Origin of the sequence: Salipiger bermudensis HTCC2601 (assembly GCF_000153725.1) — a bacterium.
GTDB classification, from domain to species: Bacteria; Pseudomonadota; Alphaproteobacteria; order Rhodobacterales; family Rhodobacteraceae; genus Salipiger; species Salipiger bermudensis.
Map to the genome: position 1 here is coordinate 2127525 of NZ_DS022276.1, position 26877 is coordinate 2154401.

At 66.5% G+C, this 26877-nt stretch carries 28 protein-coding genes; 20 read left to right on the forward strand and 8 right to left on the reverse strand.

The features are described from left to right. Nucleotides 1–36 precede the first annotated feature (36 nt). Nucleotides 37–1581 carry a phospholipase D family protein gene (locus R2601_RS10165; protein WP_007797520.1) on the reverse strand — a complete coding sequence of 515 codons (1545 nt, stop codon included), beginning with the start codon at nt 1579–1581 and terminating at the stop codon, nt 37–39. Nucleotides 1582–1968: 387 nt separating this feature from the next. On the opposite strand from R2601_RS10165, the gene R2601_RS10170 reads away from it, so the two are divergent. Beyond that, on the forward strand, nt 1969–2499 hold the full coding sequence (locus R2601_RS10170; protein WP_040544575.1) for an HdeD family acid-resistance protein: 531 nt from the start codon (nt 1969–1971) through the stop codon (nt 2497–2499). Nucleotides 2500–2623: 124 nt separating this feature from the next. After that, complete coding sequence (locus R2601_RS10175; RefSeq protein WP_144266901.1) at nt 2624–2941, forward strand: hypothetical protein; 318 nt, start codon at nt 2624–2626, stop codon at nt 2939–2941. Nucleotides 2942–2984: 43 nt separating this feature from the next. Here the strand turns inward: R2601_RS10175 and R2601_RS10180 are convergent, their stop codons facing one another. Together R2601_RS10180 and R2601_RS10185 are read right to left on the reverse strand one after the other, a co-directional pair. Further along, entirely contained in the window at nt 2985–3752 is a 768-nt protein-coding gene (locus R2601_RS10180) for an META domain-containing protein (protein WP_007797529.1), read from the reverse strand. Between the two features lie 218 nt (nt 3753–3970). Then, nucleotides 3971–4642, reverse strand: coding sequence for a Crp/Fnr family transcriptional regulator (locus R2601_RS10185; RefSeq protein ID WP_007797531.1), 672 nt, complete (start codon nt 4640–4642; stop codon nt 3971–3973). A gap of 235 nt (nt 4643–4877) precedes the next feature. Here R2601_RS10185 and R2601_RS10190 point away from each other — a divergent pair, with 235 nt between their 5' ends. Then, the gene (locus tag R2601_RS10190) at nt 4878–5810 is read left to right on the forward strand and encodes an IS5-like element ISRssp5 family transposase (protein WP_007791754.1); all 933 of its coding nucleotides are present in this window, start codon (nt 4878–4880) and stop codon (nt 5808–5810) included. A 115-nt stretch (nt 5811–5925) separates the two neighbouring features. Beyond that, entirely contained in the window at nt 5926–7416 is a 1491-nt protein-coding gene (locus R2601_RS10195; protein ID WP_217626367.1) for an arylsulfatase, read from the forward strand. A 258-nt stretch (nt 7417–7674) separates the two neighbouring features. On the opposite strand, the gene R2601_RS10200 is transcribed toward R2601_RS10195, so the two are convergent. Next, the gene (locus R2601_RS10200) at nt 7675–8286 is read right to left on the reverse strand and encodes a GNAT family N-acetyltransferase (RefSeq protein ID WP_007797536.1); all 612 of its coding nucleotides are present in this window, start codon (nt 8284–8286) and stop codon (nt 7675–7677) included. A gap of 123 nt (nt 8287–8409) precedes the next feature. On the opposite strand from R2601_RS10200, the gene R2601_RS10205 reads away from it, so the two are divergent. The 13 genes from R2601_RS10205 (at nt 8410) to nagA (ending at nt 18610) form a co-directional block, all read left to right on the forward strand. Then, a complete protein-coding gene (locus R2601_RS10205; RefSeq protein ID WP_254656047.1) occupies nt 8410–9351 on the forward strand; it encodes an alpha/beta hydrolase family protein in 942 nt (313 codons plus the stop codon). Nucleotides 9352–9644: 293 nt separating this feature from the next. After that, nucleotides 9645–10046: a phage holin family protein gene (locus R2601_RS10210; RefSeq protein ID WP_007797540.1), complete on the forward strand. Its 402-nt coding sequence runs from the start codon at nt 9645–9647 to the stop codon at nt 10044–10046. 28 nt (nt 10047–10074) lie between these two features. Then, nucleotides 10075–10536, forward strand: a complete 462-nt coding sequence (locus R2601_RS10215; RefSeq protein ID WP_007797543.1) for a hypothetical protein — start codon at nt 10075–10077, stop codon at nt 10534–10536. A 368-nt stretch (nt 10537–10904) separates the two neighbouring features. After that, the gene (gene atpD, locus R2601_RS10220; RefSeq protein WP_040544579.1) at nt 10905–12335 is read left to right on the forward strand and encodes a F0F1 ATP synthase subunit beta; all 1431 of its coding nucleotides are present in this window, start codon (nt 10905–10907) and stop codon (nt 12333–12335) included. After that, nucleotides 12332–12796, forward strand: a complete 465-nt coding sequence (locus R2601_RS10225) for a F0F1 ATP synthase subunit epsilon (protein WP_007797551.1) — start codon at nt 12332–12334, stop codon at nt 12794–12796. The genes atpD and R2601_RS10225 overlap by 4 nt, the downstream gene beginning before the upstream one ends. Continuing rightward, nucleotides 12793–13071: an AtpZ/AtpI family protein gene (locus R2601_RS10230; protein WP_007797554.1), complete on the forward strand. Its 279-nt coding sequence runs from the start codon at nt 12793–12795 to the stop codon at nt 13069–13071. Before R2601_RS10225 ends, R2601_RS10230 begins: the two co-directional genes overlap by 4 nt. Continuing rightward, nucleotides 13068–13340, forward strand: coding sequence for an N-ATPase subunit AtpR (locus tag R2601_RS10235; RefSeq protein WP_007797557.1), 273 nt, complete (start codon nt 13068–13070; stop codon nt 13338–13340). The genes R2601_RS10230 and R2601_RS10235 overlap by 4 nt, the downstream gene beginning before the upstream one ends. After that, nucleotides 13337–14032 (forward strand): F0F1 ATP synthase subunit A, encoded by a 696-nt coding sequence (locus R2601_RS10240; RefSeq protein WP_217626382.1) that lies wholly within the window; start codon nt 13337–13339, stop codon nt 14030–14032. The genes R2601_RS10235 and R2601_RS10240 overlap by 4 nt, the downstream gene beginning before the upstream one ends. A 2-nt stretch (nt 14033–14034) precedes the next feature. Continuing rightward, nucleotides 14035–14283, forward strand: a complete 249-nt coding sequence (locus R2601_RS10245; protein ID WP_007797564.1) for a F0F1 ATP synthase subunit C — start codon at nt 14035–14037, stop codon at nt 14281–14283. A 13-nt stretch (nt 14284–14296) separates the two neighbouring features. After that, nucleotides 14297–15031: a F0F1 ATP synthase subunit delta gene (locus R2601_RS10250; RefSeq protein WP_007797567.1), complete on the forward strand. Its 735-nt coding sequence runs from the start codon at nt 14297–14299 to the stop codon at nt 15029–15031. Beyond that, nucleotides 15024–16556: a F0F1 ATP synthase subunit alpha gene (locus tag R2601_RS10255; RefSeq protein WP_007797569.1), complete on the forward strand. Its 1533-nt coding sequence runs from the start codon at nt 15024–15026 to the stop codon at nt 16554–16556. The genes R2601_RS10250 and R2601_RS10255 overlap by 8 nt, the downstream gene beginning before the upstream one ends. Next, nucleotides 16553–17398, forward strand: a complete 846-nt coding sequence (locus R2601_RS10260) for a F0F1 ATP synthase subunit gamma (RefSeq protein ID WP_007797571.1) — start codon at nt 16553–16555, stop codon at nt 17396–17398. Before R2601_RS10255 ends, R2601_RS10260 begins: the two co-directional genes overlap by 4 nt. Nucleotides 17399–17470: 72 nt before the next feature. Next, nucleotides 17471–18610, forward strand: coding sequence for an N-acetylglucosamine-6-phosphate deacetylase (nagA, locus tag R2601_RS10265; RefSeq protein ID WP_007797574.1), 1140 nt, complete (start codon nt 17471–17473; stop codon nt 18608–18610). 136 nt (nt 18611–18746) lie between these two features. Here nagA and R2601_RS10270 read toward each other — a convergent pair whose 3' ends face one another. The 4 genes from R2601_RS10270 to R2601_RS10285 form a co-directional block, all read right to left on the reverse strand. Continuing rightward, the gene (locus tag R2601_RS10270; RefSeq protein ID WP_007797577.1) at nt 18747–20129 is read right to left on the reverse strand and encodes an aspartate aminotransferase family protein; all 1383 of its coding nucleotides are present in this window, start codon (nt 20127–20129) and stop codon (nt 18747–18749) included. Nucleotides 20130–20261: 132 nt separating this feature from the next. Beyond that, nucleotides 20262–21545: an ArgE/DapE family deacylase gene (locus R2601_RS10275; protein WP_007797580.1), complete on the reverse strand. Its 1284-nt coding sequence runs from the start codon at nt 21543–21545 to the stop codon at nt 20262–20264. Continuing rightward, nucleotides 21542–22570 (reverse strand): histone deacetylase family protein, encoded by a 1029-nt coding sequence (locus tag R2601_RS10280; RefSeq protein ID WP_007797583.1) that lies wholly within the window; start codon nt 22568–22570, stop codon nt 21542–21544. The genes R2601_RS10275 and R2601_RS10280 overlap by 4 nt, the downstream gene beginning before the upstream one ends. Continuing rightward, nucleotides 22570–23268 carry a GntR family transcriptional regulator gene (locus R2601_RS10285; RefSeq protein ID WP_040545297.1) on the reverse strand — a complete coding sequence of 233 codons (699 nt, stop codon included), beginning with the start codon at nt 23266–23268 and terminating at the stop codon, nt 22570–22572. Before R2601_RS10285 ends, R2601_RS10280 begins: the two co-directional genes overlap by 1 nt. 128 nt (nt 23269–23396) lie before the next feature. Between R2601_RS10285 and R2601_RS10290 the strand changes: the two genes are divergently transcribed. The 3 genes from R2601_RS10290 to R2601_RS10300 all read left to right on the forward strand — a co-directional run bounded on the left by R2601_RS10290 (nt 23397) and on the right by R2601_RS10300 (nt 26876). Beyond that, on the forward strand, nt 23397–24167 hold the full coding sequence (locus R2601_RS10290) for a class II aldolase/adducin family protein (protein WP_007797587.1): 771 nt from the start codon (nt 23397–23399) through the stop codon (nt 24165–24167). 79 nt (nt 24168–24246) lie between these two features. After that, the gene (locus R2601_RS10295; RefSeq protein ID WP_007797590.1) at nt 24247–25794 is read left to right on the forward strand and encodes an ABC transporter substrate-binding protein; all 1548 of its coding nucleotides are present in this window, start codon (nt 24247–24249) and stop codon (nt 25792–25794) included. Between the two features lie 104 nt (nt 25795–25898). Then, nucleotides 25899–26876: an ABC transporter permease gene (locus R2601_RS10300; protein ID WP_007797594.1), complete on the forward strand. Its 978-nt coding sequence runs from the start codon at nt 25899–25901 to the stop codon at nt 26874–26876. Nucleotide 26877 lies beyond the last annotated feature (1 nt).

A 26877-nucleotide genomic window follows, 5' to 3' on the forward strand; every position in this document is an offset into this window, starting at 1 on the left:
CAGAGCGCCCGTGCAGCCGCGTCAGTCCGGGCCGGGTCAGAGCATCCATTCCACGGGCAGCCAGCTGATGAAGCGCACCACCAGCATCTTGAACCAGCCGGTCTCGGGCTCTTGGGTCAGCACCGTGCGGTCACCGTCCTCGGCGGTTTCGATCCAGACCAGATCGCCGCTCTCGCCGCGCTCCACGTGGTAATATCGCGCCGGGTCGTCCAGCGCCTCGGCCAGTCCGGCGGCCATCTCCGGGCTCGGGATCAGCAGGCCCATCTCGGTGTTGAGGCGGGCCGAGCGCGGATCGAAGTTGAACGAGCCCACGAAGATCCGTTCGCCGTCGACGGTGAAGGTCTTGGCGTGCAGGCTCGAGGCCGAGCCCGCGATCATCTGCGACAGCTGGAGCTCCCGCTTGCGCTCGGCGGCGGGGCGCAATTCGAGAATGGTGACGCCACCGTCGAGCAGCTCATCGCGATAGGTCATGTAGGCGCTGTGCACCGGCGCCACGTCGGTGGCGGCAAGCGCGTTGGTCAGCACCCGGGTCTCGACCCCGGCCTCGGCAAAGCCGGTGAGCACCTCGGTGCCGCTGTCGCCGGGGATGAAATAGGCCGAGACAAGGTCGAAGGAGCTTTGCGGGTCGGCGATCTCGAGGATGCGGGTCAGCAGCAACTGATCCTCGGTCGCCTCGCCGAGCCCTTTTGCCGGATCGTCGCTGAAGAAGTCGACCTCGCCCCATTCCAGAGCGAGCGTGCCGGCCTCGATTTCCTGCACCAGTGGCGTGTCGGTGATGGCGTCGTCGTATTGCGCGGCTTCGGCGCCACTGCGGGCGCTCTCGGCGTGGGCCATGAGGCTGTCGAGCCCATCGGGCGCATCGGGCAGGATCAACTCGGCGGGATAGGCCGACCTGCTGGCCCAGTAGGCATCGAAATTCTCCGAGACCTCTCCGACGACCGGGCCGGCGGCCAGCACGTCGGCGTCGAAGTAGTGCACGCCGGTGCCGTAGTCGAAATAGATGTCGCCGATGTTGCGGCCGCCGAGCACCGTGGCGGCCCCGTCGACGATCATCGCCTTGTTGTGCATCCGCCGGTTCAGACGCGGAAAGTCGAACACATAGGACAACAGCTTCGGGTCGCGCAGGGTGAACGGGTTGAACAGCCGCACCTCGACATTGGGCATCGCGTTGAGCGCGGCGAGCTCGGCATCGAGCCCGGGAACGCCGTTGTCATCGAGCAGCAGCCGCACCCGGACGCCGCGTTCCGCCGCCTTGCGCATCTCGTCGAGCAGGATCCAGCCCGTCGTGTCGGTCTGCCAGATGTAATACTGCATATCGATGCTCTGCTCGGCGTTGCGGGCAAGCAGGATGCGGGCGGCATAGGCCTCGCGCCCGTCCGCCAGCGGCCAGATGCCGCTCTTCCCGGGCTGCGCTTCGGTCGCGGTCATCAACGCGCTGCCGAGCGTGGTCTCGGCGGAGACGGGAATATGAGTGCTGTTGCTGCGGCCTTCGAGATCGGGCAGCGGGTTGAGCAGCCGGAGCACGACGATGGCGATCGCGAGGACGATCACGAGGACAAGAAGAAACCTCAGGAAACGCATGATACACCCCGGCAATTGACCTGTTTTCAATAGGCTAGAACCGGGAACGGAAAGGGTCAACGCTTTCGGGGTGTCGTCGCCGTGGCACTTTTGCCTTTTTAAGGAATATTTCGAATATATCTTTTATCGGCGGCCACGAAGGCACTCGCCGCGCCGCTCCGATCTTTCGCGGCGCAATTCCGGGCGATGGCCTTTCGTATTTCCTCGGTCGCAATCCTGTCATTGCGCGACGCTACCAATCCGGCCGGGCGCAGGCACACTGTGACGAAGGCGCCCCGCAAGGCAGCTATTCGATCGCCGAGTCGCTTTTCGATAGGACGCGCACGGATTTCATTGAATAGTCAGGGTATTGAAGATGGGGCAACGCCCCAGTCAGGAGGAAATGCGATGAAGAATTCAGTCCTTTGGATCATATTTGGTGTGTTGCTCATCATTGGCGGCTTTTTCGCGCTGATGAACCCGTTCGTGGCGACCGTCGCAGCCGAACAGATGGCGGCGTGGATCTTCATCTTCGGCGGGGTGCTGCAGTTCTTCGCAGCGTTCAAGGCCGGCGGTTGGGGGGCGCGCCTCTTCGGGCTCTTGCTCGGCGTGGCCTATGTCGTGCTGGGCTTCAGCCTGCTGTACCACCCGCTTGCGGGCATCGTCACGCTGACCGTGATGGCGGCGATCATGTTCCTCGTGAACGGCGTGCTGAAGATCGTCTTCGCCTTCAGCCTGCGCGGCTCGGGCTTCTTCTGGCTGTCGCTGCTGTCGGGCGTGATCTCGGTGGTGCTGGCGGTGATGGTGTTCGGCAACTTCCTTGCCGCATCGGTCTCGCTTCTGGGCATCCTGCTCGCCATCGAGCTGATCTCGAGCGGCATGACGATGCTGTCCTACGGGTTCTACGTGCGCAAGCACCCCGAGGCGGATGCCGCCTGATCCAGTCACCGGACGTCCCGCACAGGCTGCGGGGCGTCTTCTCACTTTCCCGGCGGGCGGGTTCCGGCATACGCTCGTGCGGGCGCACCGTCGCGCCGGGATGCTTCAGAGGAGTTCGGGGCAAGTGAAGAGAGTGTTGCTAGCGGTGCTGCTGGCGGTTCCCGGCTTTGCCAGCGCCGGGGTCGAGACGCTTCAGGTCGTCGATCAGGCCGAAGAGTGGGCGATGACCAAGGCGACCTGCGCCGAGGCACGGGGGCTGTTCCTCGTCGATCCGGCCAAGGCCGCCGACATGACGGAACATGACGTCATCGCGATGCAGTTCATCTTCGCGTACATGCGCGGCTACGCTGCCGCCAAGGGCGTGAGCTACGGCGCCGTCCTCGCGGAGTTCGGCGCCTTTTGCAAATCCCACCCCGACAGCTTCTGGCTCGCGGACCACTAGGGCAGGGCACGGCCGGCACCATCGCCCGCCGCGCCCGGTCTCATCACTCGGGCCGTTCGTTCAGCCGCAGCACCGTCACGCCGGCCTCATTCGTCAGGCTCAGCAGGCTGCCGTTGCGCACGTAGCCGGTTGCGGCGCCGACGGCGTCGACCATGTCCTGCTCGAGCTTCATGCGCGGCTCGGGGCACATGCGGCGGGTGCCAGCGAATGCCTCGGGGAAAGAAATCGTGCCCGCGACGATCTCGGCGGTGCCGGTGAAGCGATTGCAGCCGCCATACATGGCAAAATTGCCCTCTGCATCGAAGGCGAGGGTCGGCGCATCCTCGACCACCAGAAGGCGGCCGCCGATCTCGGAGACCTGCCACGGAATGCCTGCGATGCCCGGCATGTCAGCCTCCATTGCGATGGGAGCGATCTGCTCCAGGACGATCTCGGGGCGCTCAGGGGCGTTGCGGGTCAGTGCAGGGAACGAGGTGGTGGTGCGCAGCACCGTCGTGCCGTCCTTCGCGACGGTGGCCGCGACCGCGTAGCTCATGCGCGCATCCACATCGTCGGTCTCGTAGGGCAGGCGGATCTCGGCGGGCAGGCTGTCGATCCGGTAGCTGCGCGCGGCCAGCGTCGTCGATGCGGCATCGGCGCGCGAAACGTCGAGCAGTTCGACCTGCATCATCGCTTCGGGTGGCAGGGTCGCGCCATCGGCAAGCCGCACCACGACGTTGAGGTCGGCCGGCTCGGCAAGTGCCGGCGCGGCGACGCAGGCCGCGATGAAGGTGGCCGCGAGGCCGCGGCGCAGGGTTTGGGTTGGTGACATCTGAACTCTCCCACTCTTCCGGTCGTTACAGAGATGGGGACGCGCATCGCCGTTTTCTCGGGTCGCGGCCCCATGACCTTGCGTGACGGGAAGGTCTGCGACGCAGCCGCCGGGTCGACCCGCTTGCACTGTTCGAGGCGAGCGATGTCCGTCACTTTCTTGCCAAAACTGTATCCGCGCGCCTTGCACCTGTCCACGGCGATTGCCTGCGGCCGCGGTCAGCCGGGCTTTCTTCCCACCGCGAAGGCGCTGAGCGCGGCAACATCCCGCACCGCGATCTTGGCATAGCCGGGCTCTACCATTCCCCTCTCGGCCAGCTCTCCAAGCGTGCGGTTCACCACTTTTCGCGAGGCGTTGGCGCTGCGCCCGAGCGCGGTCTGCGACATCGTGATGCGTGGTGCATCGCTCTCGGCAAGGCAGCGCAGGAGGGTGGCGGCGATCCGCCGCTTGGGATCCGCGATCAGCAGCGTGTCGATGGCCTGCAGGCAGAGGTCGATGTTGTGCAGCGCGATGCAGCCGAAGCGTCGCATGTTCTCGGGATCGGCTGCGGCGAGCCGCTCCATCGCGTCGAGCGGCAGGTGAAGGACGGTGCTGTCGACGGTGGCCTCGAGCGTCAGGCGTCGGGGGCCGCCGGTAAAGAAGCCGCCTTCGCCGAACCAGCATCCCGGCGACGCGAGATGAGCGAAATGCGGGCCGGTGTCGCCCGGCGCGATGAACACCGCCAGCGCGCCCTCTGCCAGCCCGAAGAGGCCGCCCGGAGGATCCCCGATCGACACGATCGTGGCGCCGCGCGCGTGCCGCCGCAGGCGGCCGTGACGCCGGACCTCGTTTTGGAAGGAGACCGGCTGGGAGGACAGCCAGCCGGTTTTCCGAAGGGCTTCGAATGACATCTGAAATATTCCCAACTTTGTCCCGAAGGATACAATCCGGACTGTTGCGCGGTGCTAGGCTTTTTGCAACCGCAGTGTGTTTCGCGCGGCCAATTTCGCGCCAATGAATTCAATACGATAAAGGAGTGTTTCACATGGTTTCGAAAAGGATGCTGCTGTCTTTGCCGGTCGCATTGGCGTTGTTGCGCAAATCTAGGGGATTCATCTCGTGAATCCAGCATGCTAGCCGGGCAGCATGAGCAGACCTCCGAAGCCGACCTACAAGACCACCAACTGGCGCAGCTACAATCAGGCGCTGAGGCGGCGCGGATCGCTGACCGTCTGGTTCGATCCCTTGATGCAATGGAAAGCGGCGCCGTCCGGGCGGCGCGGTCGCCAGCAAACCTATAGCGACGCCGCAATCCAGGCCTGTCTCACCCTCAAGGTCCTCCTCGGGCTGCCGCTCCGCCAGACGACGGGGTTCGTGGCGAGCCTGCTGGAACTGTCCGGGCTGGGGTGGTCCGTTCCTGACTTCAGCACGCTGTCACGTCGTCAGAAGACCTTGGACGTCAGCATCCCGTATCGCGGCTCCAAGGGGGCGCTTCACCTGCTAGTAGACAGCACCGGCATCAAGGTGGAGGGCGAAGGCGAGTGGCACACGCGCAAGCATGGCGGCTCGAAACGGCGTGTGTGGCGCAAGATCCACCTCGGGATCGACGAGCAAACATTGGAGATCCGGGCCATCGAGGTCACGTCCAGCAATGTCGGCGATGCGCCGATGCTGCCAGATCTGCTCGCCCAGATTCCGGCGGAGGAGGAGATCGCCACGGTGACGGCCGACGGCGCCTACGACACGCGCGCCTGCCACGATGCCATCGCCGCCCGTGACGCGGCAGCGGTCATTCCGCCGAGGCGGACCGCGAGGCCATGGGAGCCGGACACTGCCGGAGCCCGGGCGCGCAACGAAATCCTGCGGGCGTCAAAGCACCTGGGCAGGGCGCTCTGGCGGAATTGGAGCGGGTACCACCGCCGCAGCCGGGTCGAAACGAAAATGAACTGCGTGAAGCAGCTCGGCCAGCGGCTGATGTCACGGGACTTCGACCGCCAAGTGGCAGAGGTCCAGATCCGCGCGGCGGTCATGAACCGCTTCACGGCTCTCGGCATCCCGATGACCGTGGCCGCAGGATAGGTGTGTCTGGGGAAAGGGGGACTGCGGTCACCAGCTGATTTGTCCAACAACGCCGGTCGCATTGTCGCTGTCCTGTTCAGCGGTTTTCGCGCAGGAGACTCAGCCGAATATTCTGGTGATCTGGGGGGACGATATCGGTTGGACGAACCTGTCTTCCTACGGCATGGGCACGATGGGCTACACCACCCCGAATATCGACCGGATCGCCAATGAGGGCATCCGCTTCACCGACCACTATGCCCAGCCAAGCTGCACCGCCGGCCGGGCCGCCTTCATCACCGGCCAGTACCCGATTCGCTCGGGCATGACGACGGTCGGCCAGCCCGGCTCGGCGCTCGGGCTGCAGGACGGATCGCCGACCCTGGCCGAAGAACTCAAGCAGGTCGGCTACCGGACCGGCCAGTTCGGCAAGAACCACCTCGGCGACCGCAACGAGCACCTGCCCACGGTGCACGGCTTCGACGAGTTCTTCGGCAACCTCTACCACCTGAACACGCAGGAAGAGGCCGAGCAGCGCGATTATCAGAACTTCGGCGAGAAGTTCTCGGGGTCTCTGGAGGCCTATGAGGAGCGGTTCGGCACCCGGGGCGTGCTGCATACCTTTGCCACAGAGACCGAGGACACCACCGAGATGCCGCGCTTCGGCGTGGTCGGCAAGCAGACCATCGAGGACACCGGGCCGCTCACGCAGGAGCGCATGAAGAATTTCGACATGGCCGAGGTGATCCCCAAGGCGATCGACTTCATGTCGTCGGCCAACGAGGCGGGCGAGCCTTTCTTCGTCTGGCTCAACACCAGCCGGATGCACCTTTATACGCGCCTCGACGAGGAATGGCGCTATGCGGCGGAGCAATACACCTCCGAGGCCGATCTCTACGGCTCGGGGATGCTGCAGCACGACCACGATATCGGCTACGTGCTCGACTGGCTCGACGAGCAGGGGCTGAGTGACAACACCATCGTCTGGTACTCGACCGACAACGGCCCGGAGCACAATTCGTGGCCGCATGGGGGCACCTCGCCGTTCCGGGGCGAGAAGATGACCACCTACGAGGGGGGCGTCCGGGTTCCCTCGATGATCCGCTGGCCCGGTCAGTTCGAGCCGAGATCGGTGATGAACGGCATCCAGGGCCACCAGGACATGTTCACGTCGCTGGCCGCCGCCGCCGGGATCGAGGACGTGGCCGCCGAGGTCATGGAGGAGAAGCAGCAGTATATCGATGGTGTGAACAACCTGCCGTACTGGACCGGCGAGGAAGACGCGTCCCGCCGCGATCACATCTTCCACTACTACGAGAGCAAGCTCACCGCCGTGCGCATGGGCCCGTGGAAGTTCCACTTCGCCACCAAGGAAGATTATTACGACAGCCTCTATGCGCGCACCGCGCCGCTGGTCTTCAACATCCGCATGGACCCGTTCGAGAGCTACTCGAGCACCGATGCCTATGGTCACCTGATGCAGAAGGTGTCGTGGCTGATGCAGCCGGTGAACGTGCTGATGCAGCAGCACCTGCAGACGCTGGCGGACTACCCTCCTGTGCAGGGCGGCGCCTCCTTCGACATGTCCAACGTGGCCGAGGACTTCATCAGCAAGTCGATGCAGTAAGGCCTGCGGGTGCGTCGTGCGGCCTGTCGGCGCCCGCACGGCGGCATCCTTGCCCGTCAGATTTCACGACACCAGGAGTCGCGCCACGGGCGCGGCTCCTTGCTGTGTGCCATGCGGTGCGGACCCGTGACCCGCTCGGGACAGCCTGACGACACGTATCCTGGTTCTGGGACATCTTCGGGACCTGCGGGCGATGAAGGTCGGCTGGGCGGATGGAGCTGTCGTGCTTTGCAGGTCCTTCAGGGCCGACGAGCCTTGTCAGCGACCGACCGACTTCGTCATCTGCGTGGCGGAGGAAAAACCGAAGATCGGGTTCAACGGACCAAGCGACAGGACAGACTGCGGCGCAAAGCCCTCACGCTCATAGAGCGCGCGGGCACGCGAATTGGTATCTATGACGTCCAGCCTGATACTCTTCAGCCCCATGGAGGCCGCGTGCCTTTCCACGGCATGGAGAAGCGCTGTTCCGACGCCCCGGCCTCTGGCCTCCGGCTCGACGAATATTCCGTCCATCAGCAGTGACCCGTCGCTGCAGTCTCGCTCCAGCATGTGCAGCAAGAGACCGCGCCACGCGGCACCGATCCATCCGTAGGTGCGCGCAAGATCGCCAAGACCGCCACCGACGAGCGCCCCATTCGGCGTCTTGAAGCCGGCCATCCCGAGAAACTGCCCTTCGTTCGAGACGGCAGAAATGGCGTGGGTCGGGTCCAGTGTGCCTTCGATGAAGGACACGGCCTTGCCTTTCGGTCCAAGCGGATACCGGAGCTTGCGCGAAAAGGCGCGCCAGTATCCACGGGCAGCCTGCAGTCGATGTTCTGCCCGGAAGCCGTCTTCGATGAGAAATGTCTCGCTTGAGTAGATTGTTTTCACGTTAAGATCTCTCCATAATTGAGTGGAGGTGGGTACGAAGACGTCTGATTTCAAATGAATTTACGGGTTGTTCTGTTCGCTGGGAGTGTTCTGGCGTTGACGGCGGGTGCCTTGTTTTGGCGCATGACTGATCATGATGTGGATCGCAGAGTGCGCGAGCCGTTCGATGTCACGGTCTCTGGCATCAAGATTTCGGGCACGATCTGGCTTCCGGACGAAGCGGTGATCGCAGCCGTTGCGATGGTTCACGGGGACGGCGCGCAAGATCGAACGATGGCGGGCGGCTATGCCCCGATGATCAACACTCTTCTGGATCACGGGATCGCTGTTGCCTCCTGGGACAAGCCCGGCGTCGGATTGTCGGAAGGGAACTGGTTGCGTCAGACGATGATGGATCGGGCCGTCGAAGCGCGCCGCGTTCTTCAGCTCCTGGACGAGCGTTTCGTGGACAAGGAAATCGGCGTGCTTGGGTTTTCGCAGGCCGGCTGGGTTCTGCCGTCACTGACACGTGCCGATGCCGACTTTCTGATCCTGATCGGCGCTGCGGTGTCCTGGCAGGATCAGGGAGATTACTTCACCCGGGTCCGGTTGCGCCGCGCGGGCCTTGACGCGCAGGAGATCGAGACCGCCCTTGCCGAGCAGGCCAGCGACGACGACAGAGTGTTTGGCAAAGATGCAACGGTCGCTGATGCACCGCCGGGCATGTCGCCTGATCGTTGGCGGTTCATCCGCCAGAACCGGGGCGCCGATGCGCGGCAGGCCTTGTCTGTGCTGGATCTTCCTGTCCTTGCGCTCTGGGGATCAGAGGACCTCAACGTCGACCCGCAACGAAACGCGGCCGCGTTCCAGGACATGCTCGGCTCGCGAGATGCACCGACCCGCATCCGGATCGTGCCGGATGCGACGCATGGGCTTCTGAAGGCGCGTGCTTACAACTGGCAGCTTTCTGAAGACTGGTCGCCCTATGCGATCGGGAGGTTCCTTGTGGAGGGGCGCCATGCCTTCGCGCCTGGCGCACTGGATCAGATTTCAGACTGGATCGGAGAAAGGGCGGGGATGCAGTAGCAGAGGTTCGTTCAGCGCGCCGCGCCCGCTTCACGCAGCCAACCGGGCGCCGATCCGATGCCGGGACGACCGGTCGGAACCTCTCCCTTCGCAGCGTGTCAGGGGCGCGCGCTTGACGATGACAGCCCCGGGTCGGTGAAATCTCCGCATGTCATGGAACGATCATCTCGCAATGCCGGAAAATTCTTGACCCAAGGGGCGTTGCGGCGAAAGATCAACCTGCAATTGTCGCAGTCCGGCAGGCCCAGAGGCGCGTGCGACCTCGGCCCCGGTCCCATCGGGAGATTTTCATCTTGGTCAAGCTCGCTCTTTCCGCCGCCGCCTATCTCATCGCCAATGCCGTCGGGCTACTGCTCGCCGCCGTGCTGCTTGCGGGATTCGAGATCGACCCGCTCTCCTTCGTCATCGTCGTGGTGGCCTTCTCGATCATTCAGGCGGTGCTCGGGCCGATGATCACCAAGATCTCGCTCAAGCAGCTGCCGCAGTTGATGGGCGGTGTGGCGCTTGTGACGGTCTCCATCGGGCTGCTGATCACCGACCTGCTGCTTGCCGGCATGTCGATCGGTGGCGTGGCCAACTGGCTGGCGGCGACGCTGCTGGTCTGGCTCGGAAGCCTGATCGCGACCATCCTGATCCCGGTCTACGTGTTCAAGCAGCTGGCCGAAGAGGCCAAGAGCAAGAAGAAGACGGCCTGAGACAGGGCCCGGCAAGGGAGCGGGAGCGATGGCGGAGCGCAGTCTCGGGCGGACCCTGTGGACCCTCGTCCTCGCGCTTCTGAACGCCACGCTGATTCTGCTGGCGCTATGCCTCTGGCTGGGCTGGAGCCTGTTCTCGACCGTCGAGCACATCACCGATGACGTGGCCGAGATCACCGGAACCATCCGCCCGTTGCGGGCCGAAATTCGCGACCTGACCAGCCAGATCGGCGAGACCCGCAGCAACCTTGCAGCCCTGCGCGAGGGCGGCGCGGATCTGCAGCTGTGCTCGGCGCTCGAGACGCAACTGGCCAGCGCGGAGGCCCGAGTCGCCGAGCTGACCGATACGCTGAAGGGCATCGAGGACGACCTCTATCCGGCCATCGAGCAGGCGGCGGGCACCGCCTTCGGCAATCTCGGCAGCGCCTTCGCGACGACCTTGCTCGAGGCGGTCGGGCTCGGCCCCGACAGCGCGCTGGTGACCGAGTAGCGCGGGCGTGATTGACTCGCGCGGGACGCCCTCGGTCTGCGCCCCTTCGAATGCCGTCTCAGCGTGGGACGATCGGCTTCGTGCAGAGCCGCAATGGCCCTTGATGCTCGCAGGCGGAGAAACTGGGCGCGACGGCCAGCCTCCTTCAGCGGACCAGTCTCGCGCGCCGTGCCCACAGCGGGCAAATGTGGTGCCCGCGAGGGCGGCAAAGGCACGCAGCTTTGCGCCGCAGGCGTTGGTGGTGACGCCTGTCCGGGTGTTCCGCGCGGCGAGGTCACGAAACCGGGAACTCGCGTTTTCCTTGACCTAGATCACCCCGCACTCGCCTCGATAGGTCTATCCTCGACGCAGATTTCGGACGAGAGCCAATGTCTTTGGATTCACAGGAAATAGCCGTCGCAGGGACGGTGGTCGCGGTTCGGGGCGCCGTTGTCGACGTCACCTTCCCTGGCGAGGCGATCCCGGCGATCAACGATGCGCTCGAGACCGAGGCAGCGGACGGCCGCCGCATCCTGCTCGAGGTCGCGGCGCAGCGGGATCGCACCACCGTGCGCACCATCGCGCTGCACAACACCAACGGGCTCGCGCGCGGCCAGCGCGTCACGACGCTGGGCGGTCCGCTCACCGTGCCGGTGGGCGGGGCGGTGCTGGGCCGTCTGCTCGATGTCACCGGCCGGACCGGCGACCGCAAGGGGCCGCTCCCGGAGGAGGCTCCGCGCCGCGCGATCCACGCCGCGCCGCCGCCGCTGCGGGCGCGCGGCGGGGCGTCGGAGCCGTTTCGCACCGGCATCAAGGTGGTCGATCTGCTGACTCCGCTGGCGCAGGGCGGCAAGGCGGCGATGTTCGGCGGCGCGGGCGTCGGCAAGACGGTACTGGTGATGGAACTGATCCACTCGATGGTGGCAGGCTATGACGGCATCTCGGTGTTCTCGGGCATCGGCGAGCGCTCGCGCGAAGGCCACGAGATGCTGCTCGACATGACCGAGGCCGGGGTGCTCGACCGAACGGTGCTGGTCTATGGCCAGATGAACGAGCCTCCGGGCGCGCGCTGGCGGGTGCCGATGACGGCTCTGACCATCGCCGAGCACTTCCGCGATGCCGAGCAGAAGAACGTGCTGCTTCTCATGGACAACGTGTTCCGCTTCGTGCAGGCGGGCTCGGAGGTCTCGGGCCTGCTCGGGCGACTGCCGAGCCGCGTGGGCTATCAGCCGACGTTGGCCACCGAGGTGGCGGACCTTCAGGAGCGCATCGCTTCGGTGGGCGAGGCCTCGGTCACCGCGATCGAGGCGGTCTACGTGCCGGCGGACGATTTCACCGATCCCGCGGTGGTCGCCATCGCCGGCCACGTGGACTCGATGGTGGTGCTGTCGCGCGCCATGGCCGCGGACGGCATGTACCCGTCGGTCGATCCCATCGCCTCGTCCTCGATCCTGCTCGATCCGCTTCTCGTGGGCGAAGAGCACGTGCGCATCGCCAACGAGGTGCGCCGCTCGATCGAGCATTACCGCGAGCTACAGGACGTCATCGCGCTCCTCGGCATGGAGGAGCTGAGCCGCGATGACCGCAAGGTGGTCGAGCGGGCCCGCCGGTTGCAGCGCTTCCTCACGCAGCCCTTCACGGTGACCGAGGCCTTCACCGGCATGGCCGGCGTCTCGGTCGATCTCGAGGACACCATCGCCGGCTGCCGCGCCATCCTCGAGGGCGCCTGCGACGACTGGGACGAGAGCTCGCTCTTCATGGTGGGCACGCTCGAGGATGCGCGCGCCAAGGAAGACACGGCGCGGGAGGCGGCATCATGAGCGCGCCGCTGCATCTGGTTATCACCACCACGATGGACGTGGTGGTCGACGATGCCGAGGTCACCTCGCTGCGGGCGCAGGACGAGAGCGGCGGCTTCGGCATCCTGCCGGGGCACACCGATTTCCTTACCGTCCTGCCGGCCTCGATCATCCGCTGGCGCAGCGCGGGCAGGCCCGAGCAGTTCGCCGGCGTCCGTGCCGGGCTGCTCTCGGTGAACGGAGGACGCGAGATCGCCATCGCCTGCCGAGACGCCATCCTCGGCGAGGACATCCACGCGCTCGAGGACCGGATCGCCGCTTTCCGCCGGGATCAGGACGATGCCGGGCGGCGCGAGCGTGTCGAGCAGATGCGCCTGCATGCCAATGCCGTGCGCGAGATGATCCGTCTGCTGCGCCCGGGGCAGGGCGACGTGCTGCCGCATCCCTCGGGCGTCGGTGCCGAACAGGGAGAACCGAGATGACCCGGCAGGAGAAAGACGCCGTCGAACACGCCGCGCGCAAGGCCGCAAATCTGGAGCGGATGAAGCAGAGCGATCCCGAGCCCTCGCTCGGCTCGCGGCTCGGCCAGATCGGCATTCTCGGCTGGGCGGTGCTGGTGCCGATGCTGCTGGGCGTGGTGCTGGGCCGGTTTCTCGACCGGGTCGCCGACACCGGCATCATGTTCACCGCCGCCGGGATCTTCCTCGGTGCCGCCATCGGCATGCACGCGGTCTGGAGATGGATGCACAGGCAATGACACCGGATCTCGCATATGCCGCCCTTGGCCTCGTCTCGGGCTTCCTCGTCGGGCTGGCGCATTTCGCCAGCCTGCGCCGGCTCACAGCGCTCTATCTCGAGGGGCGCGCGCCGAAGAAAGCCGTGGTGCTGCAACTTCTGCGACTCGCGCTCGTGGCGCTGGTGCTCTTCGGGCTGGTGCAACTCGGCGCGTTGCCGCTGCTTGCGGGCGCGCTGGGGCTGGTGTTGGGCCGCGAGGTGGTGGTCCGCCGCGCCCGGAGGGAGAGCTGATGCAAAGCCCGCTCGAACATGTTGTCCTGTTCCATGTCGGGCCGGTGCCGATCTCCGAGCCGGTGGTCGTCACCTGGCTGATCATGGCGGGGCTGGGCCTTTTCGCCTTCCTGTCCGCCCGCAAGCTCGCCATCCTGCCCAGCAGGACACAGACCGTGCTCGAGCTCTTCGTCACCGTGCTCGACGACCAGATACGCGAGACGATGCGCCGCGATCCAGCGCCGTTCCGGCCGCTGATCGGCACGCTGCTGCTCTTTGTACTGTTCGCCAACTGGATGTCGCTGATCCCCGGCATCGAGCCGCCCACCGCCCATATCGAGACCGACGCGGCGCTGGCGCTCTGGGTTTTCGTGGCGACCATCGCCTTCGGCATCTCCGGGCGCGGGCTCAGGGGCTATCTCGACACCTTCGTGGAGCCCAGCTGGGTGATGATGCCGCTTAACCTCATCGAGCAGATCACGCGCACCTTCTCGCTCATCATCCGCCTGTTCGGCAACGTCATGTCGGGCGTCTTCGTCGTCGGCATCGTGCTGTCTCTGGCCGGGCTCTTCGTGCCCATCCCGCTGATGGCGCTCGAGCTGCTGACCGGCGCCGTGCAGGCCTACATCTTCGCGATCCTCGCAACCGTCTTCATCGGCGCCGCCGCTGGAGAGAGCGAGGAGATCCCTCTCACCGCCAAGGAGTCTGAGTGACCATGGAAGGCAATCTTGTTGAAATCGTCTCGGTGCTGTCCGCCGCCATCGCAGTGAGCTTCGGCGCCATCGGCCCGGCGCTGGGCGAGGGCCGTGCCGTTGCCGCCGCGATGGACGCCATCGCGCGCCAGCCCGAAGCCGCCGGCACCCTCAGCCGCACCCTGTTCGTGGGCCTCGCCATGATCGAGACCATGGCCATCTACACCCTCGTCATCGCGCTGCTGGTGCTTTTCGCCAACCCTTTCGTCTGATCGGCATATCGCCATGACCATCGACTGGTGGACACTCGGTCTCCAGACCGTCAACGCGGCTATCCTGATCTGGCTGCTCGCCCGGTTCCTGTTCCGCCCGGTGTCCGAAATCATCGCCAAGCGGCAGGCGCTCGCCCATGCGGATCTCGACGCGGCGGAGGCCGCGAAGCAGGCCGCCGAGGCCGAGCGCGAGGCGGCGGTTGCCGCGCGGGCGGAGATCTCGGCCCGCCGCGCTGCCCTGCTCGACGCCGCGCAGGCGGATGCCGAGCGCGAGAAGGCGCGCCTCAAGGAGCAGGCGCAGGCCGAGATCGCCGAGGACCGCCGCCGCGCCGAGGCGGCGCAGGCGCGGGCCGAGGCCGACCGCCGCAAGGAGCTTGACGAACAGGCTGGCTACCTCGCCGCCGACATCGCCGAGCGGCTGCTGCGCCGGCTGCCCGATGCCGCGCGAACCGTGGGCTTCATCGACGGTCTGGTGGTGGCTGTGTCCGAGCTGCCTGCCGCGGTGCGCGATCGTCTGGGCAGCGACGGCCCGGTGCCGGTGCGCGCCGCGCGCATGCTGCTGCCCGAGGAGCGCGCCACGCTCGAGGCCCGCCTCGCCGAGGCGCTGGGCCGCACGCTTACGCTCGAGATCCGCGAGGATCCGGAGCTCATCGCAGGGCTCGAGCTCGACGCCACCAACGCCATCGTGCGCAACCATTTCCGGGCCGACCTGTCCCGGATCACAGCGGAGCTGACACGTCATGACTGATCGCAGCACCGACACCGACTGGCTCGCCCGCAGCCGCGCGCAGCTCGACCGGACCGATCTCGGGGCCGAGGCCAGGGCGGTGGGCCGCGTGGTCCAGCTGGCCGATGGCATCGCCCATGTCTCTGGCCTGCCCTCGGTGAGCCTCGGCGCGCTGCTGAGCGTCGAGAGCGGCGCCTTCGCCTTCGCCCACAGCCTCGGCGCCGAGGAGATCAACGCGGTGTTGCTCGACGAGACCGCGAGCGTGGCGGTGGGCGATCAGGTCAGCGACACCGGCGAGGTGCTGCGGGTGCCGGTGGGCGCCGGCTTTCTCGGCCGCATCGTCGACCCGCTTGGCCGTCCTCTCGACGGCGGCGCGGCCCCTGCGCCGGAGGACTGGCTGCCGGTGGAGCGCCCGGCGCCCGGGATCATCGAGCGCGGCCTCGTCTCCGAGCCGCTCGAGACCGGCGTGCTGGTGGTCGACAGTCTTTTCGCACTGGGCCGCGGGCAGCGCGAGCTGATCGTCGGCGACCGCGCCACCGGAAAGACCGCACTGGCGGTGGACGCGATCATCCACCAGAAGCACAGCGACGTGGTCTGCGTCTATGTCGCCGTCGGCCAGCGCGCCACGGCGATCGAGCGCGTGGTCGCGGCAGTGCGCGAGCACGGCGCCATCGAGCGCTGTATCTTCGTCGTCGGCAGCGCCTCGGCGGCGCCCGGCCTGCAATGGATCGCACCCTTCGCCGGCATGTCGATGGCCGAGCATTTTCGCGACAAGGGGCAGGACGCGCTGATCGTCATCGACGACCTGACCCAGCACGCTGCCACCCACCGCGAGCTGGCGCTGCTGACCCGCGAGCCGCCGGGCCGCGAGGCCTATCCCGGCGACGTGTTCTACCTCCATGCCCGCCTGCTCGAACGCGCGGCCAAGCTCTCGCCCGAGCTCGGTGGCGGCTCGCTCACCGCGCTGCCGCTGGCCGAGACCGATGCCGGCAACCTCTCGGCCTATATTCCGACCAACCTGATCTCGATCACTGACGGCCAGATTGTGCTCAACACGCATCTGTTCTCCACCAACCTGCGCCCGGCGGTCGACGTGGGCCTGTCGGTGAGCCGGGTCGGCGGCAAGGCGCAGGCCCCGGCGCTGCGCAAGGTCTCGGGCCGCGTGCGGCTCGATTACGCGCAGTTCCAGGAGCTCGAGATGTTCACCCGTTTCGGCGGCATCCAGAATGCCCGGGTGAAGGGGCAGATCGCCCGCGGCGAGCGCATCCGCGGGCTGCTCACCCAGCCGCGCTTCTCTGGCCTGCGGCTGGTCGACCAGGTGGCGCTGCTGGCGGCGCTGGCAGACGGCGTGTTCGACACGGTCCCGGTCGGGCGCATGGCCGAACTGCGCCGCAGGCTGCCCGCCAGGCTCGACTCCGAGGCCGCCGACGCGGTCGCCGCGCTTGCCAAGAGCCGTGCGCTCACCGATGAGGCCCGCGCTGCGTTGGTCGCGGTGGTGTCGCGACTGGCGGAGGAGGGGCGCGAGAGGGAGGCCGTGGCGACATGAGCAGCCGGCTCTCGGAGGTCGAGAAGCGCATCGTCACGGTGCACAAGCTCGACGCGGTGATCTCTGCCATGCGCGGCCTCGCGGCGGCGCGGGTGCAGGAGGCCAATCGCCATCTCGAGAGCATCCGTGCCTATGCCACCACCATCGGCGATGCCATCGGCGAGGCGCTGGCCTACGCCACGGGTCTCGGCCTCGACGCGCCGTTGCATGGCGGCGAGGGCAGCCGTCTGGTGGTGCTGTTCGCCGCCGAGCAGGGCTTTGCCGGCACCTATTCCGACAAGGTGTTCCAGGCCATCGAACCGCTCTGGGACGAGACCTGCGAGCTGGTGGTGATCGGCGACCGGGGACATGTCGTTGCCGAGGAGCGCAGGCTCGCCATCGCGTGGTCCGCCCCGATGATCGCGCATCCCTCGCAGGCCCCGGAACTGGCCACTCGGATGACCGACGCGCTGTTCCGGCGCATCACGCTGGAGCCGGTGACCCGCGTCACGCTGGTCCATGCCGATCCCGGCGCCGGCGGGGCGATGATGATCCGCATCAAGGAGCTGGTGCCCTTCGACTATGCCCGGTTTCGACCGTCTGAGCGCCGCCTGCCGCCGCTGGTGACCCTGCCGCCCGAGCGGCTGCTGGCGCAGCTTGTCGAGGAGCACATCTTTGCCGAGCTGATCGAGGCTGTGATGCTGTCCTTCGCTGCCGAGAACGAGGCAAGGATGCGCGCCATGGTGGCCGCCAAGGACAACGTCTCGGAAAGCCTTCAAGCGATGATCGGCGAGGCCCGCCGCCTGCGGCAGGAGGACATCACGCAGGAAATCACCGAGCTGGCGACCAGCAGCCTGGTCTGAGGCCCCATCGCGGGGCCCATTGCAGCCTGTGCACGGGTTTCCTAGGGTCGCGCCGAACCTGTGCCGAGGCGGATGACCATGACAGAGACCACCTATCACGGCGGCCCGATCTTCGACGGGCAGCGCCTGCTGCACGGCCATGCGCTGCGGATCGAGGCCGGCCGCGTGACGGCGCTGGCGCCCGAGGCGGAGCTTGCGGCGGCGGGCGAGGTCGTCGATCTCGGGGGCGATCTGCTGGCGCCGGGCTATGTCGATCTGCAGGTCAATGGCGGCGGCGGGGTGATGGTCAATGACGGCCCCACGGTGTCCGGCCTGGCGACCATCGCCGAAGCTCATCGCAGGCTCGGCAGCACCACGATCCTGCCCACCCTGATCACCGACACGCCCGAGCGTAGCCGCGCCGCGATCGAGGCCGTGGCGCAGGCCATCGCCGAGGGTGTGCCCGGCATCGGCGGGCTGCATCTGGAGGGGCCGCATCTGGCGCTCTCCCGCAAGGGGGCCCATGACGGCGCGCTGATCCGCCCGATGACGGAGGCCGACCTCTCGATGCTCCGCGACGCCGCCCGCCGCCTGCCGGTGCTCAAGGTCACGATCGCCCCCGAGAACACCACTCAAGCGCAGGTGGCCGCACTGGCCGAGGCCGGCGCGCTGGTCTCGCTCGGCCATACCGATGCAAGCTACGACACCTGCCTTGCCTATGCGCGGGCTGGCGCAAGCTGCGTGACGCATCTCTTCAACGCCATGCGCGGCCTCGACAAGCGCGAGCCCGGCGTGGTCGGCGCCGCCCTCGCCAGCCAAGCGCTCGCGGCGGGCCTGATCGCCGACGGCGTGCATGTGCACCCGGCCGCGATGCGCATCGCGCTGGCCGCCCGGCCGGAGGGCATCTTCCTTGTCACCGACGCCATGGCCGTGGCCGGCACCGAGGCGAAAGGTTTCCGCCTCAACGGGCGCGAGATCACCCGCGCCGATGGCCGGCTGGTCCTGCAGGACGGCACGCTGGCCGGGGCCGATCTCGATCTCACCCGTGCCATCAACCTTCTGGTTTCGGATCTGGGCCTGCCGCTCGAACCGGCCCTCGCCATGGCGACCTCGATCCCGGCGCGCCTCGCGAACCTGGGGCAGGGTATCGGAACCCTTGCCGCCGGCGCCCCGGCCCGCGCCATCCGCCTCCGGCACCGCGCTCAGGGGCTCGCCCTCATCGCCCCGCTCTGATCACCCCAAAGAGAAAGGGCGCCGAGCGCACCGCGCGCTCAACGCCCCTGTCTTCTTCTGGCCGAAAATATCCCGGGGGTCCCAGGGGCAGCGCCCCCGGGTCCGGCGTTATCAGCCTGCAGCCATCTCAGGCAACTCAGACCATGCCTTCCGATTTTGCCCAGTCGAGCGCCCGGTCGAGCGCCCGGCCAAAGCGGGCGAGGATCTCGGTCAGGTCGTCTTCGGTGACGATCAGCGGCGGGCAGAAGGCGACGGTCTCGTAGACGTTGCGCACGATCAGCCCTTCCTCGGCGCAGAGCGCCACGACCTTGGCCGCCATCGAGCCCGCCGGCTCGAAGGCCTCGCGGGTGTCGCGGTTCTTGGCCAGCTCGACGCCCGCGATCAGGCCCACGCCGCGCACTTCGCCGACCAGCGGGTGATCGGCGAACTTGCGCAGACCGTCCTGGAACATCGGCTCGAGGCGCTCGGCATTGCCCATCAGATCCTTCTCTTCGATGATCTTCAGGTTCTCGAGGCCCACGGCGCAGGCGACCGGGTGGCCCGAACCGGTGAAGCCGTGGCCGAAGGTGCCGAGCTTGGCGGTGTTGTCGGCAATGGCGTCATAGACCTTGTCGTTCACCACGATCGCGGCGAGCGGCATGTAGGACGAGGTCAGCTGCTTCGAGGTCACAAGGATGTCCGGGGTGAAGCCGAAACGCTCGCAGCCGAAGGGTTTGCCGGTGCGGCCGAAGCCGTTGATGACCTCGTCGGCCACCAGCAGGATGTCGTATTTCTTGCAGATCTCGGCAACGCCGGGCCAGTAGCCCTCGGGCGGCACCATGACGCCGCCGGCGCCCATCACCGGCTCGCCGATGAAGGCGCCGATGGTCTCGGGGCCCTCGGCAAGGATCGTGTCCTCGAGCTCCTTGAGCAGGCGCGCGGTGAACTGCTCCTCGGTCTCGCCCTCTTCGGCGAACTTCCAGTAATGCGGCGTGGTCAGGTGGGTGACCGGAATCGCGGGAAGGTCGAAATCCTTCTGGTTCGCCGGCAGCCCGGTGAGCGAGCCCGACGCGATGGTGATGCCGTGATAGGCCTTGTTGCGCGACAGGAACTTCTTCTTCTCCGGGCGGCCGAGGCCGTTGTTGAGGAACCAGACCATCTTGACGACGGTGTCGTTGGCCTCGGAGCCGGAGTTGGTGAAGAACACCTTGTTGAGCCCTTCCGGGGTCATCTCGACCAGCTTCTCGGCGAGGCGGATCGACGGCTCGTGCGACTTGTGCGCGAAGGTGTGGTAGTAGGGCAGCTTCTTGAGCTGCTCGTAGGCCACGTCGGCGAGGCGGTTTTCGGAGAAGCCCACGGCGACCGACCACAGGCCTGCCAGCGCCTCGTAATATTCCTTGCCCTCGGTGTCATAGACCTTGGCGCCGTCGCCATGGCTCATGATCATCGGACCCTTTTCCTCGTGCAGGCGCATGTTGGTGTAGGGGTGCATCGTGTAGGCGATGTCGGCGGCGTGAAGCGAGTTCGGACGCTGGTTCATGTTGGTCTCCGTATTGGCAGTGGCCCCCGCAGGGCCTGAGGTTTCGGTTGGGGAGAAGGCCGCGGGAGACTCAGGTCCCCGTTGGCGCACAGTTAAGATGACTTTGGGTCAAAGGTCACGGGGAGAATTTGATCAAATCTTTTCCAGTCCGCACCATTCCGCGATGAACAGAGCGATCGTGCCGGTCACGCGCTTCACCGAGGACAGTTTGACGCGCTCGTCGAAGCCGTGGATGGCTTCGGAATAGGGCCCGTAGACAAGGCACGGGGTCTCGCCGTAGATCACGAAGACCCGCCCGTCGAGATAGCCCGGCGTCACGAAGCTCTCGAGCGGCTTGGCGTAGCTCGACATGTGGGCGCGGGCGAGCGTGTCCTCGGCCTCGGTGCCTTCCTCGAGCACGTAGCCCTCCGCGAAGAAGCCGTTGAAGATCACCTCGGGCGGGTTGTTGGCGAGGAACGGGATGCGGTCTGAGACCCGGCGCAGGTGGTCCTCGATCTCGCGCGCGGCGTCCGCGGCCTTGATGCCGGGATAGAGCGCGATACGGCAGTCGAATTCGCACCAGGCCGGCACCGAGGAGGCCCAGTCGCCGCCGGCGATCTTGCCGACGTTGAAGTTGATCGGGTGCTCGAGCTCTTCGAAATACCGGTGCTCGCCCTTCTGGGCGTTCCACGCCTCCTCGAGCTCGCGCAGCCCCTTGATCAGGTCGTAGGCGGCCTCGATGGCGTTGGCCCCGGAGCCGGCCTCGCGCACGTGCACCGGTGCGCCCTGCACCCGGACGCGGAACCACAGCACGCCGGTGTTGGCGCGCACCAGCATGTCATCCTCGGGCTCGGGGATGATCGCGGCATCGGCATTGTAGCCGCGCAGAAGCGCCGCGAGCGCGCCGTTGCCGGTGCATTCCTCTTCGACCACCGATTGCTGGTAGAGCGTGGCGGCGGGTCGGTAGCCGAGGCGCTTGAGCGCATCCACGGCAAAGATATTGGCGGCGATCCCGGCCTTCATGTCTGCGATGCCGCGACCGTAGAGCCAGTCGCCGTCGCGCTTCGGCTCGAAGGGCGGGTGGCTCCACATATCAAGCGGCCCCGTGGGGACAACGTCGACATGGCCGTTGAGCACCAGCGACTTCCCCGTCTCCTCGCGCGGACGTATGGTGCCCACCACGTTGATCGCGTTGGAGTAATCGACCTCGACCGGCGAGAAGCCGGGGTGATGCTTGATGTCGTCCACCTCGATGGTCCAGCGGTCCATCGCGTAGCCGCGGGCCTTCAGCGCGTCATGCAGGAAATCCTGTGCGGTCGCCTCCTGTCCCCGCAGGGACGGATGCCGCCCGAGCGCCTCGGTGAAGGCGATCTGTTCCTCGAAGCCCTCTTCGACGGCGGCGAGGATCTTTTCGGTCAGCTCGGCAGAGAGGGTCATGTCCCGCGCCCCATGAAGCCTTCCATGAAGGAGACCAGCGAAGTGGTGAGGTCCTCGGAGAGGTAGCCGCCTTCCTGCACGATCACCGTGGGGTAGCCGGCGGCGGCGATCATCTCGCCGGCGCGCCGGAAGCCGTCCCAGCTGATCTGCATGCCGAGCAGCGGATCGTTCTCGTGCGCATCGAGCCCGAGGCTCAGCATCAGCGCGCCCGGCTGGTAGGCGGCGATCTTCTCCAGCGCGTCAGCGATGGTCTTCAGCCAGGCCTCGTCGGTGGTGGTGCGGGGCAGGGGGTAGTTGGTGTTGAAGCCCGCGCCCGCGCCGGCGCCGGTCTCGTGGGCGTAGCCGACGAAGAACGGGTAGTAGGTCTCGGGATCGGCGTGGATCGAGATCGTCATCACGTCGTCGCGCTCGTAGAAGATCGCCTGTGTGCCGTTGCCGTGATGCACGTCGATATCCAGCGTCGCGACCTTGTCGTGCTGGCTGCGCAGCCGCGCGGCGGCGACGGCGGAGTTGTTCATCATGCAGTGCCCGGCGGCCATGTCGGCCGAGCTGTGGTGCCCGGCGGGGCGGCAGAGCGCATAGGCGGCGCGATCTCCGGCCAGCACCGCGTCTGCGGCAGCGACGGCGCAGTCGGCGGCCCGGCGCGATGCGGTCCAGGTGTGCTCGCCGATCGGGGCCGAGGTGTCGCCCATGTGCCAGCCGGCGCGCCCGACGATGCTGGCCGGATAGGTCGCGAAGCCGCGCTGCGCAAAGACGTTCGGCACCACCTCGGGGCCGGCATTCGGCAGCGCCTGCCACTGCTCCCAAGCGGTCTCGAGGAAGGTGAGGAAGTCTTCCGTGTGGACCTCCGCGAGCGCATCGCGCGAGGCTTCCGCCGGTTCGATGGCGTCGAGGCCGAGCTGATCGAGCCCCGCCTTCAGCAGCTTTGCGCGCTCGGCCTGCTCGGCGTTGCGCAGGATCTTGCCGTGGGTCAGGCGAAAGACCGGATCGTGGAGGTCGGTCTCGGGGGCATAGAAACACTTCATCAGTCTGGCTTCTCTTCCATGTTGCGGAATTGCTCGACAACGAGGTCGCGGGCGACCTCGATATGGTAGCGCAGCGCCTCGACGGCCTCGGGCTCGTCGTGGCGCAGCATCGCGTCGAGGATGGGTTGGTGGGTGTCGGCCAGCTTCTGGGCGTCATCGTAGAGCCGGCCGATCATCATGATCGTCAGTTCCGACTCCATCGCGATCTGGTCGAACGTGGCGAGGAACTTCGGGTTGCCGGAGCCGGCGCAGATCAGCCGGTGGAATTCCATGTCGGCCTCGACCTGCGTCAGCATGTCGAAGCCGGGGCCGGCGACGCGGCGCATCTCTTCTATCTGCTGAACAAGGCGGGGGCCGCTCTCGCCCATCCCGTCGCGGATCAGACGGCGTACCGCCGCGGTCTCGATCACCAGCCGGAATTCGTAGAGATCGGCCAGTTCGCGCGCCGTGATCGAGCGCACGAAGAAGCCGCGATTGGGCAGGTAGGTCACCAAGCCAGAGTTCTCGAGCAGCCGCGCCGCCTCGCGCACCGGGGCGCGGCTCACACCGAGCTGGCGGGCCACCACCGATTCGGAGAGCCGTTCGCCCTGCGACAGCTGACCGGTCACGATCGCCTTGCTGAGCAGGCGCGCGACGCGCTGAACGAGTCCCTCGCGGTCGAGAGGCTGAAAGCCGTCGTTGTCCTGTTTTGGGTCCATGAAATCGAAACCGAAATGCACAAGTTGCGATCACGCTAATTGTAGGTTTGCCGATTGTCGACAATTTCCTTGACCAAAGATGCGTTCTCGGCCTTTCTTTACGGCAAGCGATGAAAAGGACGACTTTGATGCCCGATGGAGCACCCGCCGACACCGTCACCCAGCTGCGCCGCGATCTGGCTGCCGCCTACCGGCTGATCGCGCATTTCGGAATGGATGACGGCATCTACACCCATATCTCCGCGCGTCTGCCGGATGGTCCGGGTGGCGAGAAGCGCTTCCTTCTGAACCCTTACGGCCTGCGCTTTGACGAGGTGACGGCGGCGAATCTCGTCACCGTGGACGAGACCGGCGCGGTGGTCGACGATCCCTATGGCGCTGGCGTCAACGCGGCCGGCTTCACCATTCACTCGGCCGTGCACATGGCGCGGCACGACGCGGTCTGCGTGCTGCACACCCACACCGTCGCCGGTGTCGCGGTGTCCTCGATCAAGGAGGGGCTGCTGCCGCTGAACCAGTGGTCGGCGCAGTTCTTCAACCGAATCGCCTTCCACGACTACGAAGGCATCGCGCTGAACCTCGAGGAGCGCGAGCGCATCGTGGCCGATCTCGGTGAGAAGCAGGTCATGCTGCTGCGCAACCATGGCACGCTGCTGCTGGGCCGCTCGGTTGCCGAGGCGGTGAAACTGGCGCTGAACCTCGAGCGGTCCTGCAAGGCGCAGGTGGCGGCTCTGGGCATGGGGCAGACGCCGATCGTGCTGCCCGACGATGTCGCCGAGCACACGGCCGGCCAATATCAGAAAATGTATGACAAGATGGAAGGCGCCGGCGGCAAGGATCCCGAGTGGGATGCCTTCCTGCGGATGCTGGAAACCGCCGCTCCCGGCTACAAGGGCTGAGTGGCGACCCGAGAGATAACCAATGCGGCCCGGCGCAGAACCGGGCCCGACACCCCGAAACCAAACTGACAGGGAAAACATGAAACATCTCAAAGCGACGACCTTCCTGATCGCCGCCGCCCTCGCGGCGCCGCTTGCAGCCCAGGAGGCCGGTGGCCGGCTCGACATCGTGGTTCAGCCCGAACCGCCCTCGCTGATGCTGGGCCTGGTGCAGAACGGCCCGACGCAGCTTGTTGCCGGCGACATCTACGAGGGCCTGCTGCGCTACGGCACCGACCTGCAGCCGCAGCCGCTGCTGGCGAAAAGCTGGGAGATCTCGGACGACGGCCTGACCTACACCTTCACGCTCAACGAAGGTGTGAAGTGGCACGACGGCGAGGATTTCACCGCCGAGGACGTGGTGTTCTCTGCCGATGTCTTCCTGCGCGAGACCCACGCCCGCCTGCGCGCCTCGCTGGCCTATGTCGAGAGCATCACCGCGCCGGACGACACCACCGTGGTGTTCCAGCTGAAAGAGCCCTTCGGCCCGTTCATCAGCGTCTTCGAGACCGGCACCATGCCCATCGTGCCCAAGCACATCTATGAAGGCACCGATTTCGCCAACAACGAGATGAACGCCACGCCGATCGGCACCGGCCCGTTCAAGTTCGAGGCCTGGGAAAAGGGCAGCTACATCCACCTCGTGAAGAACGAGGACTACTATGTCGACGGTCTGCCCTATCTCGACGAGGTCTATTACCGCGTGATCCCGGATGCCGCCGCCCGCGCCGTGGCCTTCGAGACCGGCGAAGTGGACGTGCTGCCCGGCGGCTCGGTCGAGAACTGGGACGTGCCGCGTCTGACCGAGATGGACAATGTCTGCTCGACCGGCTCGGGCTGGGAGTTCTTCGCGCCGCACGCATGGATGTGGCTCAACAACCGCGAAGGTCCGACCAGCGACGTGCGCTTCCGCCAGGCGGTGATGTACGCGATGGACCGCGACTTCCAGCGCGACGTGGTGTGGAACGGCTTCGGCAACGTCGCCACCGGCCCGGTCTCGTCGAAGACCAACTTCTACTCGGACGACGTGACGATCTACGATCACAACCCCGAGAAGGCCGAGGAGCTGCTGGCCGAGATGGGCTATGACGGTGAAGAGGTCCGCCTGCTGCCGCTGCCCTATGGCGAAACCTGGCAGCGCTGGGCCGAGGCCATCCGCCAGAACCTGAGCGAGGTCGGCATCAACGTGTCGATCGACAGCACCGACGTCGCGGGCTGGAACGAGAAGACGTCCCAGTGGGACTACGACATGGCCTTCACCTATCTCTACCAGTACGGCGATCCCGCGCTGGGCGTGTCGCGCAACTACACCGCCGACCGCATCCAGAAGGGCAGCCCGTGGAACAATGTCGAAGGCTACGACAACCCCGAGCTCGACGAGAAGTGGTTCGCCGCCGCGACCATGATCTCGCCGGAAGAGCGTCAGGCCGCCTATAACGAGATCCAGCAGGAGATCGTCGACGACGTGCCCGTGGCGTGGCTTCTCGAGCTCGAGTTCCCGACCATCTACCGTTGCGACATCAAGGACCTCGTGACCACCGGCATCGGTGTCAATGACGGCCCGCGCAACGCCTGGATCGAGCAGTAACCCAACCGGTTCGGGCCGGACTGTCCCTTGTCCGGCCTGACCTCGAGGCGCCGCCCCTTCCCCGTGGACGGCGCCTCGGGAAACAGATTCCCCTCCGAGGACGCATGACCATTCTCATCGCAATCCTCTCGCGGCTCGCGAAGGCGGCACTCACGCTGCTTGCCATCGCTGTCCTGAACTTCTGTCTGCTGCACGCAGCGCCGGGTGACCCGGCGGTGGTGCTGGCAGGCGAGGCGGGCGCGGCCGACGAGCAGATGATCGCGCAGCTGCGCGAACGCTTCGGCCTTGACCAGCCGCTTTACGTGCAGCTCGGCAAGTATATCGCCGGCATCGTGCAGCTGGATCTTGGCTATTCCTTCCGCCAGAGCGCCCCGGTGATCGACCTGATCGCCGAGCGGCTGCCGGCAACGCTGTTGCTGACCCTGACCGCCTTCGTGATCTCGCTGACCTGCGGCATCGCGCTGGGCGTCGCCGCCGCCGCCCGCGTCGGCAAGGTCTCGGATTCGCTCCTGACCACGCTGGCGCTGCTGTTCTACGCCACGCCGCTCTACTGGCTGGCGCTGATGGCGGTGCTGGTGTTCTCGGTCTGGCTCGGCTGGCTGCCCGGCTTCGGCTACGAGACCGTGGGCTCCGATTTCTCGGGCTTTGCCCGTGCCATCGACATCCTCAAGCACCTGATCCTGCCGGCGCTGACGCTGGGGCTGTTCTTCATGGCGGTCTACATGCGCATGACGCGGGCCTCGATGCTCGAGGTCTCGACCGCGGACTTCGTCAAGACCGCCAAGGCCAAGGGCCTGTCGGGCCCGGTGATCCGCCGCCGCCACATCCTGCGCAACGCCATCCTGCCGGTGGTCACGCTGGCGGGCCTGCAGGCGGGGCAACTCGTCGGCGGCGCGGTTCTGACCGAGACCGTCTTCGCATGGCCCGGCATCGGCCGGCTGATGTTCGAAAGCCTCGCCGCGCGCGACTACAACACCATTCTCGGGGTATTCCTCGTGTCCGCCGCCATGGTCATCCTGTTCAACATCGTGACCGACATCGTCTACCGGATCGTCGATCCCCGGATCGGAGCGAGGGCCTGAG